The following is a 14,725-nucleotide window of genomic DNA, read 5'->3' on the forward strand; positions in this document are numbered from 1 at the left end:
TCGGATGGTTTTCGTGAAACTGCCGGTCGCCCCTGCGGTTGGCACAGCGGACGACCGGCGCGAGAGCCCGACGATGCGTCGAGGCTCAGTCTACGCGCTTTCCAAACGCGTCTTCGAGCTGCCCACCACCGGCATCGAGCCACGCTTGTGCATCTTTGCCGATGTACTCGACATGCTTCGAATCACGCCGCTTCAACGATTTTTTGATCGTCGTGTGCACCATCCGGGCCCATTTCCTGAATTCGTCGCTCTTCTTCACCCACGTGTGGTCGGGTCCTAGAAAGTGGTCGACGTAGTGCACGCGTCCCTCCCGCAGCCTCTTCCCATCGAAGGAGCAGCGAGTGAACTCGACCACGGGCGAAGGAGAGCCCTCCACGGTCCAGTACCCCTGCGTCTTCACGTAGTCCATGACGACCGAGTTCAGGTCCTCGGGCCGTGCGAGGTACAGGTCGTACCACGGCTCCCCATTCTCGTAGAAGTTGAGCGAGTCGACGACCCGTGGCGACGCAGTGGGTGACCGCCAGAGGAGGATGACCAGGTCCGTCCGTTCCCGAAGCCGCTGCTCGAGCTCCGCCATATCCTTGGGCGTGATGAAGAAGGATGTCTGATGTCCCATGGCTCTCCTCACTTGTTGATGGGATGGAACGTTGGCCGCTGGCCGGTCGCGCGCTCCACGTCGTCGAGCGCCTTCCGTTCGCGTGACACGGGCTGACCTCCCTTGGTTTGCCTTCCGACCTGATGCATCTCGACAACCTCGTCCCCACGCTTTCCGGCGACATCCACGTAGCGGTTTTCCTTCTGGCCGCCCGGGGTGCGGACGCGCTGCTCCGTCTTCGGCTTGAGTCCGCGCTCCTTGATGTCGGCCTCGATTTCCCTCACCTTCGCTTGATGCGCTTCCCCGCCCTTCTTGCCGTTTGGATTCGGCACGCGCCTTCCGTTCGTCGCCGCGGCTGCATCGGGGCTCCCCGCCGCTGACGCCTGCCCCGCCGCCGCGCCGTTCGGCTTCGCACCATTCGGCTTCGCGCCGTTTGGCTTCCCGAGGGTCCGCGTGTTGGTCTTGACCGTCGTCTTCGGCGCGGGCGGCGGCGAGCCACGGCCCGTTGACAACGACTGCCCGTTATGCGTCTCGGCGGGCTTCTTCTTGGACTTCGGAACGAAGTTCGGATGCCGGGCATGGCAAAGCCCCTGGAGGCACTCCCTGGCTCGATCTTCCGCGAGCGCGGAGGTGTCCGCCGGGCTGAGCCCCCAGTCTTCGTACTCCTGCGCCACACGCTCGGGCAACTCCATCCGCTCGGGCGGCTCGATCTCGCGCGGGCTCTGCGCGACGACGGGCTCCGTGCGGGCCCGGTGGACGAGGATCCTCGTGCAGGTCCGCGCGCCCGTGCCGCCGCGTTTCCTCCTCTGCCCCGGCTCCTCGTATGCCGTGCACCTGTGCGCCTCGACGCGCCCCTCCACCGCGGACGTTTCGCGCGGAATCGGCTGCGGCAGCGGCTTCGGCCGCTCGGCCTCCTCGGTCTCGGCCTTCTTGCTCTCCTCCTCCTTCTCGGCCTCGACCTTCGCCGCGGCCACGCGGGGCTTCGGCGGCGCCGGGCATTCGAGCCGATGATACGGAATCGGCAGGAGCCCGGCGCTCTCGCGAGGCGCCACTTCGTCCCAGATATACACACCCAGACCGGCACGCCTCGCGAAGTCCACCTCCCGGGCCTCGAAAACGGGCGCGCCGGAGGTGTCGAGCGCCCACATTCGCTTGTCTTTCGGCACGTTCGGCGGGCGCACGCAGACGTGGATGACGTTCGGCGCCTCGAAGATACGGGCCATGGTGGGATCGCGCGAGGAGGCGCACCCGAACAGAACGAGCGAAAGGGCGATACCGATCACCGCAAGACGACGCGTGGCCCAACGCCAAAGACGATGTGCCCCATCGTTGATCCAGCGGATCAGACAGGTGAACGAGTGCATGTCCTGCTCCCGTGCCCCGGAATGGTCCGGCCCTCACCCCCATCAGCGGGGCGGCCATTCGGGAATGGGACGACGGTGCAAAGGCGTTCCGCCGCCGTCAACGACAGGAGAGCGGCGATCCCTCTCCGAGCGCCGAGGCGCCCTCGGCTCCCCGCCACGTCCCAAACGTGCTGGACGTGCCAGGCCTCCCTTGCCCAGCGCAGGCAGCGGGCCAACGTTGGCGCCTCCTCGGATCCCAATCCCAGGCACACGAACCCCACACCCCGAAAGCGGAGGTAGTCACATCATGGCCATACGCACCATCCAGCCCCGAACGTCGCTCAGCTCCGTGCTCCCCGAAATCACCTACACGCGCGGTCGGCTCAAGGCGCACCCCCTCGGCGCGCCCCACATCGCCGCATTCGACGCGCTACGCGCCGAGTGGACGACGGTGCACGACAAGGAGCTCGTGCTACGCGATGCCATCACGGACGCGCAAGCGTTCATCGAGCACGTCGACGATCTCCTCGACACCCTCGCAAACGCTATCATCCATGCAATCCTGACGATCACGAACGGCGACCGGACGCACGCGCTGTACAAGCATTACCTCGGAAACAAAACGCCGACCGATTTCAAGCGGCCGGTCCTCGGGGGGCAACTGGAAGCGATGAAGGCCTGGCAGCCCTCCCTCGCCGCCAGCGAGCATGCCGCCCTCAAAGCATTCGCGCCGACGCTCGGCGAGCTCGTCGTGCAGGCGAACGACGCCATCGCCGCCAAAGCAGCGGCCGAGACGGCGCGTGACCAGTTCCGCGATTTCGGAGAACGAAAGAAGTTCATCGACAAGCTGAACGGGACCCGCAAAGAGACCCACGGCGCGCTCGCCAAGCTCCCGCACGAGCATTCGAACCTCCCCGCGAACTTCGCCGACAGGTTCTTCCGCCGGGAGGCTCGAACGGAGCAAGGCGACGAGGAGGTGACGATCGCATCCGTGAAGACGAGCATCGTCGAGCTCCAGAAGGAGCTCGCAGCGCGGCAAAAGCTGCTCGCAGACCTGGAAGCCGAGGAGGCGAAGGCAGCCGAAGCCGTCGTCAACGCCGACAAAGAGGCTCTCGCCGCGCTCGAAGCGCAGATGGCGGAGGCGCAAGCGAAGGCCACAGCGCTGCGCGCGAAGATCGAAGCCAAGTGAGCCGGAGGTAGGCCCCCTCGGCCCAGCTTCCCCCTTCTTTTTTTCGCCGCTCCACCCCTCTGTCACAGTCCTGTCACACAGCACGGGTACGACGGCCTATGTGGGCACCCGCGTCACGCGTTCGCTCGCGGACGCCGTCGTCCCGAGGCTCCTCTTCCTCTGCGCGCTCTCGAGCGTCCTCGCCACGCTCGCGATCGCCGGCTTGTTCGCCGCCGAAGCCCTCGCGTTCGTCCGGAGGCTCGGCACGTCCGCGGCCGGCGCGGGCGGCCTCGCGTCGCTCCTCGCGGGCACCGTCCTCGCCACGCTCGTCGCCGTCCTCGTCGCGCTCCCGATCGGCCTCGTCGCCGCGATTTACCTGAGCGAGTTCGCCGGACCGCGCGCGCGCCGCCTCCTCGCGCCGGGCCTCGACGCCCTCGCCAGCCTGCCCACGGTCGTCCTCGGTTACCTCGCGATCGCCCTGCTCGGACCCGCGCTCGCCGAGCACCACGTGCTCCTCTCGGGCGTCGCCCTCGGCGTGATGATGCTCCCGTACTTCGCGTCGCAGAGCGAACGCGCCATCTCCGCCGTCCCGCACAACCTGCGCGAGGGCGCGTACGCGCTCGGCGCAGGCAAGATCGCCACGGTGAACCGCATCGTCCTGAAAGCCGCGCTCGGCGGGATCGGCGCCGCGCTGCTCTTCGCCGTCGCGCGCGCGCTCGGCGAGGTGATGATCCTGATGATCGTCACGGGTCACGCATCGCAGGGCGGGTGGAACGAGTGGATCCTCGAAGCGTCGAGCCAGCCGGCCCGCGTGTCGCTCTCCGCCACGATCGAGGGCGCCCTCTCGCTCGTCGCCCTGGCCCTCGTGATCGCCGTGCCCGCCTCGGTCGGCGCCGCGTCGTGGCTCGAAGAGTACGCGCCTCGCGGCCGGCTCATGTCGCGCGTCGAGAGGCTCGCCCGCACGCTCGCCGCGGCCCCGCCGATCGTCTACGGCCTGCTCGGGCTCGTGATCTTCGTGCACGTGCTCGGCCAGGGCGAGAGCACGCTCGCGGGCGCGGCGATGCTCGCGCTGCTCCTCTTGCCGCGGATGACCACGGCCTTCCGCGAGGCGCTCCGCGCCGTGCCCGCGTCGCTCCGGGAAGCTTGCCTCGCGCTCGGCGCCGATCGGCTGCACACGCTGCGCGAGGTCGTCTTGCCGGCGGCGATGCCCGGGATTTTCCGCGGCGCCCTCGGCTCGCTCGCCCGCGCCGCCGTCGAAACGGCCCCGCTCGCGTGGATCGGCGCGGCTTCCCTCTCGGCGCTACCCTGGAAGCTCCTCGGCGCGGCCTAGCGCCCGCGACACATCGACGGAAACCCGTATGACCTCCGACCCCCCGCACGACAGCGAGCCCCCGGTGAAGATGAAAGCCGAGGATCTTCGCGCGTGGACTGATCGCGAGGAGGTCATCCGCGGGATCACCCTGCGCATCGCGGACAAGCGCGTCACGGCGCTGATGGGCCCCTCCGGCTGCGGCAAATCACCGCTGCTCCGGTGCTTGAACCGCATGCACGAGATCACGCCGGGCAACCGCGTCGAGGGCCGCGTGCTGCTCGACGGCGTCGACATCTACGCCCCCGGCACGAGCCCCACGGACGTCCGCCGCCGCGTCGGCATGATCTTCAAGAAGCCGAACCCGTTCCCGCACATGTCCGTGCGGGACAACATCCTCGCCGGCCTCCGCTTGAACGGCCTGCGCGCCGAAAGGCCCGACGAGCTCGTCGAGCGCTCCCTGCGCCAGGCTGCGCTCTGGGACGAGGTCGCGGACGATCTCGCCCGCCCCGGCACGAGCCTCTCGCGTGGCCAGCAGCAGCGCCTCTGCATCGCGCGCGCGCTCGCGCTCGGCCCGGAGGTCCTGCTCATGGACGAGCCGACGAGCACGCTCGACCCCGTGGCCACGAGCCGCATCGAGGACCTCCTTCACGAATTGCGCGAGCACGTCGCCGTGGTCATCGTGACGCACAACATGCAGCAGGCCGCGCGGGTCAGCGACTACACGGCCTTCATCCACGAGGGAGATCTGGTAGAGTTCGATCGAACGGATCGAATCTTCACGAACCCGAGGGAGAAACGAACCGAGGACTACGTCACAGGGAAGTTCGGTTGAGCTGAAAGGATTTTCCGAGGTCGATGCCCCAGCACACGAGCCGCGTCTACGAGAACGAGTTGCGCACGCTGCGCGATCGGCTGCTCCTCATGGGCAGCCTCGTCGAGGAGATGATCGGCAAGGCGATGCAGGCCCTCGCCACGCGGGACACGGCCCTCGCGCGCTCGACCATGAAGATGGACCGGCGCATCAACCGGCTGGAGTGCGAGATCGACGAGCTCTGCATGCGCATCCTCGCCATGCGCCAGCCCGTCGCCTCGGACCTGCGCTTCGTCACGAAGGCGCTGAAGATCGTCACCGACCTCGAGCGCATCGGCGACCTCGGCGTGAACATCTGCGACCGCGTGGCCGAGCTGAACGAAGAGCCGCCGCTCGGCGCCACGTTCGATCTCGTGGCCCTCGCCGACGAGGCGACGCTCGTGGTCCACGAGGCGCTCGACGCCCTCGTCGAGCGTGACGTCGACCGCGCGACCGAGCTCCTCACGCGGGACGATGCGATCGACGAGCACTACAGCGAGATCTGGAAGCGCCTGCTCGAGCTCATGACCTCGGACCCGACCACGATTTACCGGGCCACGCGCATCCAATCGATCGCGAAGTATCTCGAACGTATCGGCGATCATGCGATGAACATCGCCGAGACGGTGGTTTTCCTGGTCACCGGCAAGGACATCCGGCACCACAATCGCCGCTACGAGACCGGAGCACCGCCACCCGACGTGGAGGGCTCAGGCCGGCCCTGAGACGTTCATCCCTCCTTGGCACCATGAGTGCTCATGCGCCTTGCAATCAGCTTTGCCCTTGGATTCAGCGCCGTCGTGTTCACCACCGCGGCCTCGGCCGACGTCGTGCCCAACGTGCCGCTCGACTGCCCGAAGGGCACCCACAAGGAGCGCGGCCACGGCGGGCCCTATTGCGCTCCGCCGATGCGCGCGGATTGCCCGCCGGGGTACGAGCCGCAGGTCCACCGCTCGACGTCCTATTGCGAGCCGCCTCCCCCCGCGCCTTGCCCCGACGGCATGCACTGGAAATCGAACGGGCCGGACGAGGCTTCGTGCTCGCTGAACGAGACCTGCGCGCCTGCCGGCGGAAAATGCGAAAACGGCCTCTGCAAGGAGCTCTCGTTTTGCATCGAACAGGTGCTGTTGCAGCGCTACCTTTACACCGTCGGCCGCGGCACGTGCATGACCCAGTCGGATTGCGCGGCCTTCCCGAGGAGCAAGTGCGAGAAGCGCGTGACGTGCACCGACGAGGACGCTCGAAGACGCGAGGCCGAGCGGATCGCCGCCGCCAAAGCCGTGCGGGCGAGCGCCGTCCCGGCACCTTATGTGGCGATCGCGGGCGGAGCCCCGCCACGTTATCCCATCCGGAAGGACGACCCAGAGCCCCCGCCCATCCCCGAAGTCCCCGCGTCCAGCGAGCCCCCCGACGCGTCGCTCCCGCCGGACGCGTCGCTCCCGCCGGACGCGTCGCTTCCGCCGGACGCCGGCGAGGCCAAACCGCCGCGCCCTGGGGGCTGCGCCGGATGTGAGGTCGGCGCGTCGGATCGGGATACGGCGGGCTGGGCGGCGCTCGTGACCCTGCTCGGGCTCGGTATCGCCATGCGGCGAAAAGGTTACGAAAACTCGGCGTTGAGTCGGATCGCGCGGAGCTCTGCGCGATTCACGTCGTAGACGGGCTTCGCGCCGGGCTTTGCCTTCACCTTGATCGGGTAGGCGAAGCGGTGGCCTGGCGACAGCTCGACGTCGACCGGAACCACGAAAAACCTCGCGGGAGTGAGACAGGCGGCAAACCCGTATTGCATCCCATACTCGATCTTACTCGTGAGCCCCAAGAGGACTGGGAGCTCTCCCCTTTTCAAAAATCCGCGCACCGCCTCCTGGAGCGCGCGATCGTTGTCGTTGGCGATGACCATCGCGGGGGGCGCGTCCGCGTGTCCCGCAGCCGCTCTCTCTAGGTTTGCCGCCATCCCTCGAGCACCATGACGCCGCCGAGCGCGTCGACGAGTGCCTTTCCCACGGCAAACGCGATATCGGAGCCCTTGTGCACGAACACGCGCGACAGCGGAACCCACCGATCGCTGGCGGTCGACTTCGCCGTGCCTCTGCGAGACTTCGGAGGCTTCTCGTTTCCTCCATTCCTCCCGCTCCCTTGCCGCAGCGCATCGCGTAGCCTCGTTGTGGACAACTCGCGCACGGGCTCGTCCGACAGCCCGACGAGAACACCATAGCCCCCGCGCACGCTCGGGTCCTGGGATCATCCCATGTCGCGCGGAGCCGAAGGCCGGGCGGGAACGGCTGGCGGGTGAGCATAGGCCCGCGAAGAGCGTCGGACCGTGGCCGGCTAGCCTGGGCTGCACAATAAACTCGTACTCGTCGATCAAGCCCAGCTCCGCCAGGGCCAGCGGGAGCGTCACGCCGCCCACGTAGAGGCTCTTGCCCGGCTGCTGCTTTAGCTCTTGAACGGCCGTGGCCAGATCCCCGCGCAGGAGCTCCGCGTTCCAATCCACCCGGTCCAGGGTGCTCGACACGACGTACTTCTTTGCCGCGTCGATCGTCCGGGCGAACGGCTCCGTCCATTGGGGCATCCCGTCAGGCCTCTGACCCGTCTGCGCCATCGACCGCCACCCGGCCTCCATCATTTCGTAGGTTGTGCGGCCAAAGATGAGGGCATCGGCCTGCGCGAGGGTTTCGGCCGCGTGGCGATGCAACTCTAACGCACCTCGCCCCGCGCCGCGCCCCTCGATGCACTCGCCCCCCCACGTCGGGCTCGCGGATGTACGCGGTCGAGCGCGATCACGGCCGCGCGGGGCGAAGGATCGGCCACCGCGGGGCGAACGATCGCTCCCGGGGATGCGGAGGGTCGAGGGAGGAAAGCTCGTAGCTCGTCCGTGTTACATCGTCGTGACAGGTGTCACGCGCGCGTGTCGCGCAGGTGTAATGCCGGCGTTCCACTCGGGTATCGGTTTCGGAGCGCCGCCCTTCGCGCGCACATGGCACGGCGATTGCGAATGGTCGGGGAAGTCATGCGCGCCGCCGATGGGGGGCGAGTCGCGCCCTGCGCAGGAGCCAGAGAACCATGCGAATGGCCTCCCTTACCGCCTGTCGATTGCTCGCATCGAGCCTCCTCGTCGCCTCCGTCGCCCTCGCTGGCTGCGCCACACCCGCCGAGGATGGAGTCCTCGCTGAGGACAGCCATGCGGACCTCTCCGCGACCGACCTCGCGCTCCCCGACGGCGAGCTCGCGGTCGTCCTGCCCCTCCCCGACGGGGCTGAGGTGCGCTTGTACGCGCACGACGACGGCAGCTTCAGCGTCATCGAGGAGGGGGACGCCAATCACCGCGCGATCATGCAGCGCCCGGAGTTCACCGACGCGACCGCCTTCGACCTGTTCCATGCCCTCGCAGCCCCGGAGCAGGAGGTCCCCCGAGCTCTGGCCGCCTACCATGAAACGATGCGCGCCGAAGCGACGCGGGCGCCGACCATCGACAGCACGTTCCGGCCGCAGGGCTGGCTCCTTCAGGAGCTCCAGGCGACGCCACAGTCGACGAACCTCCTCTCGGCCTGCGACGAGAGCATCCAGACCTTCGTGTGCGACGAAGGAGGGGCTTCTTATCCCAGCGGCCCGGGCTGCTTCGCTTCCGTGACGGGCGTCCTGGCCTGGAACGACAACGAAATGCCCATGCGTCGCTATCGCACGGGGTTCTGCACCACCGGCACCGTCGAGGCGGACATCATCTACACGTACGCCGGCCCTGACGGCTGCGAGATCTTCGAGCCGCTGTTTTTCCTTCGAGATGGCCTCTACACCAACATCAACTGGCACTATTGGTGGAGCGGTCCCAGCGGGGCCACCCCTCGGGCTCACACCAACCGCGTCGAGTACGTGTCGGGCGCCGGCTTCGCGTGGGGCGTGAGGGAGGAGCAACACACGTCGTCGTCATGCTCGATCTGAGGCGCGCGGCCCGCGACCGCGTCGCCGCCGAATGAAGGCGACGGCGGGGCTGAGGAGCGACCAGAGCGGGTGGGAAGATTTCGGCGGGAGCCGCCCGCCGCAGGCCTCGTATTCGACTTGCAACAATTCCCCTATGGTGGCCCGCCCACCGCGAATTCGCGCCGCATATCGTGCGGTTCATCCGTGTGGGAACCCGACGGAATGTACTCTCGGGCCGGTCGAGAATGCCGTTGACGCAATCAATTGTACCAGAGTCAGCCAAAACTGTCTGCGAACCGACGCGTGGCGTCCGGGAGTGTTGAGATGCATCGTTGTTTGACGTATATTCCATCCGTAGCGGCTTTCCTCCTGCTCGTGGGTCAGGTGTCACCCGCGCAAGCCGACAGCTCCTTGCGCGTGGCGGCGATCACCGCCTCCGGGACCTTTCCGCCCGCCGGCGCGACGACGACGTGGCCGGCCGACCCCGCCGGGTGGTCGTTCGCCCGCAGCTACACGTCCGGCGGAAACACCTATCTCGTATTGCTGCGACAGCACACCGGCGACCTCGAGATCTACAACCTCTCGATCGGCACGCTCGGCTCGCTGGTGAACACCTACAATTTGCGCTCCTGGTGGACGAGCGCCGAGGTGATTTCGCCGAGCGGTGTCCCGACATTGGTGCTCCACGACGCCGACACCGGCTCGATCCGCACCTACGTGCTCAACTCGAACGGCACGCTCGGGACGCGCAACGACGCGTCGAACGCGTCGTGGGTCGGCAAGAACTTGTTCTCGACCTACGTGCGCGGCTCGACGTGGTACTTCTACGGCATCAACACCAGGACCGGCGCGACCGCGCTTTACACCAGCGCCCTGACGCCGGTGACGACGAGCGCGGTCACGGCGGGCTGGACGTCGATGGACTTTACGACCATCGGGGCCGACACCTACCGCGTCCTCTACAAGGGCGGCGACTTCCCGGGCAACGAGGGCGGTCGCATGCGCATCGATCGCATCGACGCCAACGGCGAGTCGGATCTGCTGGTCGCGTCCGAGTCGGCCAGCGAGGCGCGCGAGGGCTGGACCTCGGTCAAGTTCTACAAGGCCAACGGCAACACCTACTTGATGTTCTACGGCGGATCGACGTCGACCCCGACAAACCTCCGGCTCGAACAGTTCAACGGCAGCACACTCACCAACGTCGCGGGGGTATTGCCGCTGGCGAGCGGCTGGACCGACTTCGAACCGTACGCGATCGGCTCCAACGCGTACATGGTCATGCTCAACGAGGAGGGTATCGAGCGCATCAACGGCAGCGAAATCGACACCATCGTCGAAAGCGTGCAGAGCCAGCTCGACGCCAACCTGTTCGCCGGGTACCAGTTCGCCATCGCCCAGTCGGGCCGCGTCCTCTACGAGCACGCGCAGGGCTGGCAGCAGGTGAACACGGTCCCCATGACCGTCGACGCGCCGATGGGCTTCGCCAGCCTGACCAAGATGTTCACGGCAATGTCGGTGCTCAAGCTGGCCGACATGGGCGAGCTCGACCTCGACACGCCGCAGCCCAACTACATGGATTACGACAGCGTCCCCGGGCTCTACGACACCTTCACCGTCGACCCCCAGTGGGCCGGCAACACGCCGCGCGACTACCTGCTGCACACGACCGGCATCGATAACCTCGCCGGCATCGGCACGGGCACGTACACCGGCAATTGCAGCGCGCCGAACGAGTTCGGCCCGCTCGACCTCACCGGCTGCCTCGGACCGGTCGTGGGCACACCCATCTGCACCGCGATCAACCCCGCGACCGGCAATTTGCGGTGCCCGCGCCGGTATTCGAACGAGAACTACGACATCTCGCGCGGCATCATCGAGTACTGGTCGATGACCGAGGGAACCGCCGACTTCGTCGACTACCTGCGGAGCCTGTGGCTCGACCGCGTCGGCATGAACGAGGCCGATTGCATGGTGCCGCCCGGCTCGCAGCTCTTCCTCCACCCGTGCTCCACCTCGGCCAGTCCGTGCACGTCTTACAACGCCAACCCGCAGACGAACTCGAACAACTGCGGCTCGGGCGGATTCAAGGCCAACGCGCGCGTCACCCTGCGGTTCGCCCGGGCGATTCGGTACGAGCATATCCTCGGCCCCGAGCTGACGGCGGAGCTGATGAGCAACGACTACGTCGACAGCGCCGGCCTCTCCACCTGGATCGGATGGGACGGGACGCGCGACGACGACACGGCCCTCCCGGAGCGGTTCTTCTGCAAGAAAGGCGGAGCCAACGGCGCGATCACGGAGCTGTGCGTCGGCTCGAAGAGCGTCGACCTTTTTATCGCGCTCAATCAGGTCGACGGAGCGCCGCTCCCGACCATCAGCGGCACGTGGCTCGTCAATCGCTACGACACCGGAAACTGACGCCCAGCCGGACCAGCACCCATGTCTCTTTCATCGCCAGCGGAGTCTACCATGTCTCGGAAGATGCTTTCTCACTCCCTCGTGCTCGTGTCCATGCTCGCCGGCTGCCTCGTCGGCCCGGAGGACGACGCGCCCGTCGACCGCTCGGAAGAACGCGCCCCCGCGAGCGACGCGGCGCGACCCGAGGCTCCCGCCACCCCAGTCGCCGCCGCCGAGCCGGGCGCGATGGTCTGGCGCGAGTCTCCGCCGGAGCGGCCCGTCGACGACGAATCGCCGGCGCGCTTCCGCTTGGCCGCGCCGGCCGGCCCCGAGCCCGCGCCGACCCCGGCCGAGACCACGCGCTTCTCGTCCGCGGCCGACCCGCGCGGGCTCGATACGCTCGTCGCCCCCGGCGCGCAGGAGCTGGTGAGCACATTCACCGCCGCCAACGAGTACCACGATCGCTTCGGGTACAGCCTCGCCGTCGGCGACTTCAACAACGACAACCTCGATGATCTGGCGATCGGCGCGCCGTTCGAGGACTACGGCGCCGAGAGCACGGGCCTCGTATTCCTGTTCAAGGGCACGTCGAGCGGCCTCACCCCATGGGCGTTGATCAGTCAGATCGGCAGCAACGAGGCGTTCGACCGCTTCGGCTGGGCGCTGACGACCGGCGACTTCAACGGCGACGGCATCGACGACCTGGCCGCGAGCGCCCTCAACGAAGGTCCCGGCGGCGACCCGAACGCGGGCACCGTGTTCATCTACACCGGCGGGACGGGCGGGCTCACCGACTGGGTCTATTATCATCAGGAGTCGCCGGGCCCCGGAACCAACGAGGATCGCGACCTGTTCGGCTACGCCCTGAGCTCCGGCGATTACAACGGCGACGGCTGGGACGACCTCGCGGTCGGCGCCCCCGGCGAGGCGCGCAACGGGGAGCGCCAGGGCGTCGTCTACGTGCTGGGCGGCGGCACCATGGGCATGAGCTTCATGGGCGAGGTGAATCAGGGCGCCCTCAGCGTCGGGCACATCGACGAGCGCTTCGGGTCGGCGCTCGCCAGCGGCGACTTCTTCGGCACGCCCGCCGACGAGCTGGTCGTCGGCGCGTATAACGATCTCATCGACGATTGGCGGGCCGGCAGCATCTTCGTCTATCAGGGTTCGGTCAGCGGCCCGACACCGTGGGGTCGCCTCGACGAATGGACGCTCGAGGAGAACGACGACGACTTCGGCCGCGCGCTGGCCGTGGGCGACTTCGACGGCGACAACCGCGACGACCTCGCGGTCGGAGCGCCGGGCGAGAACCGCGACACCGGCATCGTCTTCCTCTATCGCGGCACCGGCACCACCTTGTCGCCGTGGGACACGCTGGCCCGGGTCGGCGCGCAGCCCGGCGATCGCTTCGGCGCCGCCCTGGCGGCCGGTCGCATCGACTCCGACAGCAAGCACGATTTGATCGTCGGTTCGCCGCGCGCCTACCCCAGCGGCAGCTTCGAGCGCGCCGGCGTCGCCAACGCGTACTTCGGCCATGCGACCAGCATGGTCGCGTACTTGACCGAGATGAAGCAGTCGGCCTTCACCGGCGGCACCAACCTCACCAACGAGAACTTCGGGCTCACCGCCGCGATCGGCCGCTTCCGCAATACCACGTACGGCGACGTCGCCATCGCCGCGCCGGACGACGGCCTCAGCGGCCTCATCCGCGTCGGTTCGGTCTACGTGTACAAGGGCACCGGCGTGAGCCCGTCGTTCACGTTCTCGACGTCGCAGCGGCTGGTACAGAACTGAGCCGCGACGCGAACATGCGCGGTTCATAACAAGAGCGCCGCCGTACGGCTGCCGAGCGGGCCTACCAAGATGGCCCGGATGGGCCCACTCCTCGGCTACACCGGGCCGACGGCGCTCTGGCTCTGCGCCGGCCGTGTCATCGCCCCGGTCGCCGGCTGCGCCAACGGGCCCTCCGCCAACTGCTGGCCGAAACCCGAGATCTACGCCTCCTGGACGACGTCTACTTCGCCGCACAGCGAAATCCCCGGATTTTCGCTAGTCAGCTCGATCCGATTCCTCTGCCCCCATCCCCCCCGCCGTTCGCCTTCCCTTCGCGGAGCTCCGTTACGGCTCGCGTTCGAGCTGGAAGGGGGAGCTTGGAAGGGGCGTTCCGCGCCCCGTGCCTCGCGCAAAACTTGCTGAGAGCCCGGGAACTTGTGCTACGGCACGGCCCATGGCGAAGTCAACGCGCCCCGTCACGATCGAGAGGCCCTCGCCGGCCGACGAAAGGCCCGCGTGGTCCCGCGTCGGGATCGTCGCCGCGGTGGGCTTCGTGCTGGGCATCGCGTGGCCCAAGCTCGCGGGCGTGAAGGTCGGCCCCAACGTCCCGGGGGATCTCAAGGCCCAGGCCGAGGTCACCGCGCCCCCGACGGCGTCCGCCCAGGCCGCGCCCGCCGCGCCTCCTCCGACGGGGGCCCCCACGGCCGAGCCCGCCGCCGCGCCCCCGCCGAACAAGCAGACCGTCGTCGTCGGCCCGGGCAAGATCAGCCGTTGCTGGGACAAGAAGAACAAGAAGGTCACCGATTGCGGGGCCCTCCAGCTCGACCCGGTCGCGGTCCCCAAGCTCCAGGGCCTCGCCGAGTGCCCCTCGGCGGTCGGCCTCGCGGGCAAGCTCACGCTCGGCCTGGAGATCGATTTCGAGAAAAAAGAGGTCCACGTCGTCAAGAACAAGAAAGACAAGACGACGATCCCGACCTCGACCGTCACCGGCATCGTGCAGTGCGCCTCGCGCGCCTTCGCGAACCTCCCGCTCGAGGACGTCCCCAACAAGTACCGCCATTACACGGTGCAATACGGCCTCACGTTCTACCCGCCCGGAAAGGCGCCCGAGGAAGCCGAGGCCCCGGCCACGGGCGAAGGCGAAGACGCCGCCGGCAGCACCACGAGCGAGGCCGAGGCCAATGGCACGGGCACCGTGAGTTGGGATACGGCCCTCGTGCGCAAGGATCCGAAGGACGGCGAGGTCGTGGTGCGGCTCGTGCGCGGGACGAAGGTCAAGATCGTCGGCCGCCGGAACGATTGGTACAAGATCGAGACCAACGGCAAGACCGGCTGGATCTACCGCGGCGCCATCGGACTCTGATTTTCCACGCGG

Annotated in this window: 12 protein-coding genes and 1 pseudogene; 9 read left to right on the forward strand and 4 right to left on the reverse strand. The window is 67.9% G+C overall.

Going from position 1 to position 14,725, the window contains the following annotated elements:
- Nucleotides 1-85 precede the first annotated feature (85 nt).
- Together QHF83_RS33940 and QHF83_RS33945 are read right to left on the reverse strand one after the other, a co-directional pair.
- Complete coding sequence (locus QHF83_RS33940; RefSeq protein WP_282422167.1) at nucleotides 86-616, reverse strand: hypothetical protein; 531 nt, start codon at nucleotides 614-616, stop codon at nucleotides 86-88.
- A gap of 8 nt (nucleotides 617-624) precedes the next feature.
- Complete coding sequence (locus tag QHF83_RS33945) at nucleotides 625-1,818, reverse strand: hypothetical protein (RefSeq protein ID WP_282422168.1); 1,194 nt, start codon at nucleotides 1,816-1,818, stop codon at nucleotides 625-627.
- 427 nt (nucleotides 1,819-2,245) lie between these two features.
- Between QHF83_RS33945 and QHF83_RS33950 the strand changes: the two genes are divergently transcribed.
- From QHF83_RS33950 to QHF83_RS33970, 5 genes are all read left to right on the forward strand, one after another.
- Nucleotides 2,246-3,127, forward strand: coding sequence for a hypothetical protein (locus QHF83_RS33950; protein WP_282422169.1), 882 nt, complete (start codon nucleotides 2,246-2,248; stop codon nucleotides 3,125-3,127).
- Nucleotides 3,128-3,227: 100 nt separating this feature from the next.
- The gene (locus QHF83_RS33955; protein WP_282422170.1) at nucleotides 3,228-4,436 is read left to right on the forward strand and encodes an ABC transporter permease subunit; all 1,209 of its coding nucleotides are present in this window, start codon (nucleotides 3,228-3,230) and stop codon (nucleotides 4,434-4,436) included.
- Between the two features lie 70 nt (nucleotides 4,437-4,506).
- Nucleotides 4,507-5,250: a phosphate ABC transporter ATP-binding protein gene (locus QHF83_RS33960; protein ID WP_348980498.1), complete on the forward strand. Its 744-nt coding sequence runs from the start codon at nucleotides 4,507-4,509 to the stop codon at nucleotides 5,248-5,250.
- A 23-nt stretch (nucleotides 5,251-5,273) separates the two neighbouring features.
- The gene (gene phoU, locus QHF83_RS33965; RefSeq protein ID WP_282422171.1) at nucleotides 5,274-5,993 is read left to right on the forward strand and encodes a phosphate signaling complex protein PhoU; all 720 of its coding nucleotides are present in this window, start codon (nucleotides 5,274-5,276) and stop codon (nucleotides 5,991-5,993) included.
- 33 nt (nucleotides 5,994-6,026) lie between these two features.
- Entirely contained in the window at nucleotides 6,027-6,923 is an 897-nt protein-coding gene (locus QHF83_RS33970; protein WP_282422172.1) for an MYXO-CTERM sorting domain-containing protein, read from the forward strand.
- Here the strand turns inward: QHF83_RS33970 and QHF83_RS33975 are convergent.
- Nucleotides 6,866-7,165 carry a hypothetical protein gene (locus QHF83_RS33975; RefSeq protein ID WP_282422173.1) on the reverse strand — a complete coding sequence of 100 codons (300 nt, stop codon included), beginning with the start codon at nucleotides 7,163-7,165 and terminating at the stop codon, nucleotides 6,866-6,868. The genes QHF83_RS33970 and QHF83_RS33975 overlap by 58 nt on opposite strands.
- 396 nt (nucleotides 7,166-7,561) lie before the next feature.
- Nucleotides 7,562-7,996 (reverse strand): annotated as a pseudogene (locus QHF83_RS53565) (dihydrofolate reductase family protein); the annotation flags it as partial.
- A 338-nt stretch (nucleotides 7,997-8,334) separates the two neighbouring features.
- Between QHF83_RS53565 and QHF83_RS33980 the strand changes: the two are divergent.
- From QHF83_RS33980 to QHF83_RS33995, 4 genes are all read left to right on the forward strand, one after another.
- Nucleotides 8,335-9,204: a hypothetical protein gene (locus tag QHF83_RS33980; RefSeq protein ID WP_282422174.1), complete on the forward strand. Its 870-nt coding sequence runs from the start codon at nucleotides 8,335-8,337 to the stop codon at nucleotides 9,202-9,204.
- A gap of 354 nt (nucleotides 9,205-9,558) precedes the next feature.
- Nucleotides 9,559-11,601 carry a serine hydrolase domain-containing protein gene (locus QHF83_RS33985; RefSeq protein ID WP_282422175.1) on the forward strand — a complete coding sequence of 681 codons (2,043 nt, stop codon included), beginning with the start codon at nucleotides 9,559-9,561 and terminating at the stop codon, nucleotides 11,599-11,601.
- A 63-nt stretch (nucleotides 11,602-11,664) separates the two neighbouring features.
- The gene (locus QHF83_RS33990; protein WP_282422176.1) at nucleotides 11,665-13,371 is read left to right on the forward strand and encodes a hypothetical protein; all 1,707 of its coding nucleotides are present in this window, start codon (nucleotides 11,665-11,667) and stop codon (nucleotides 13,369-13,371) included.
- 433 nt (nucleotides 13,372-13,804) lie between these two features.
- Nucleotides 13,805-14,713, forward strand: a complete 909-nt coding sequence (locus tag QHF83_RS33995; RefSeq protein WP_282422177.1) for an SH3 domain-containing protein — start codon at nucleotides 13,805-13,807, stop codon at nucleotides 14,711-14,713.
- Nucleotides 14,714-14,725 lie beyond the last annotated feature (12 nt).

The organism is Polyangium sp. 15x6 (assembly GCF_029960785.1).
Taxonomy (GTDB): domain Bacteria; phylum Myxococcota_A; class Polyangia; order Polyangiales; family Polyangiaceae; genus Polyangium.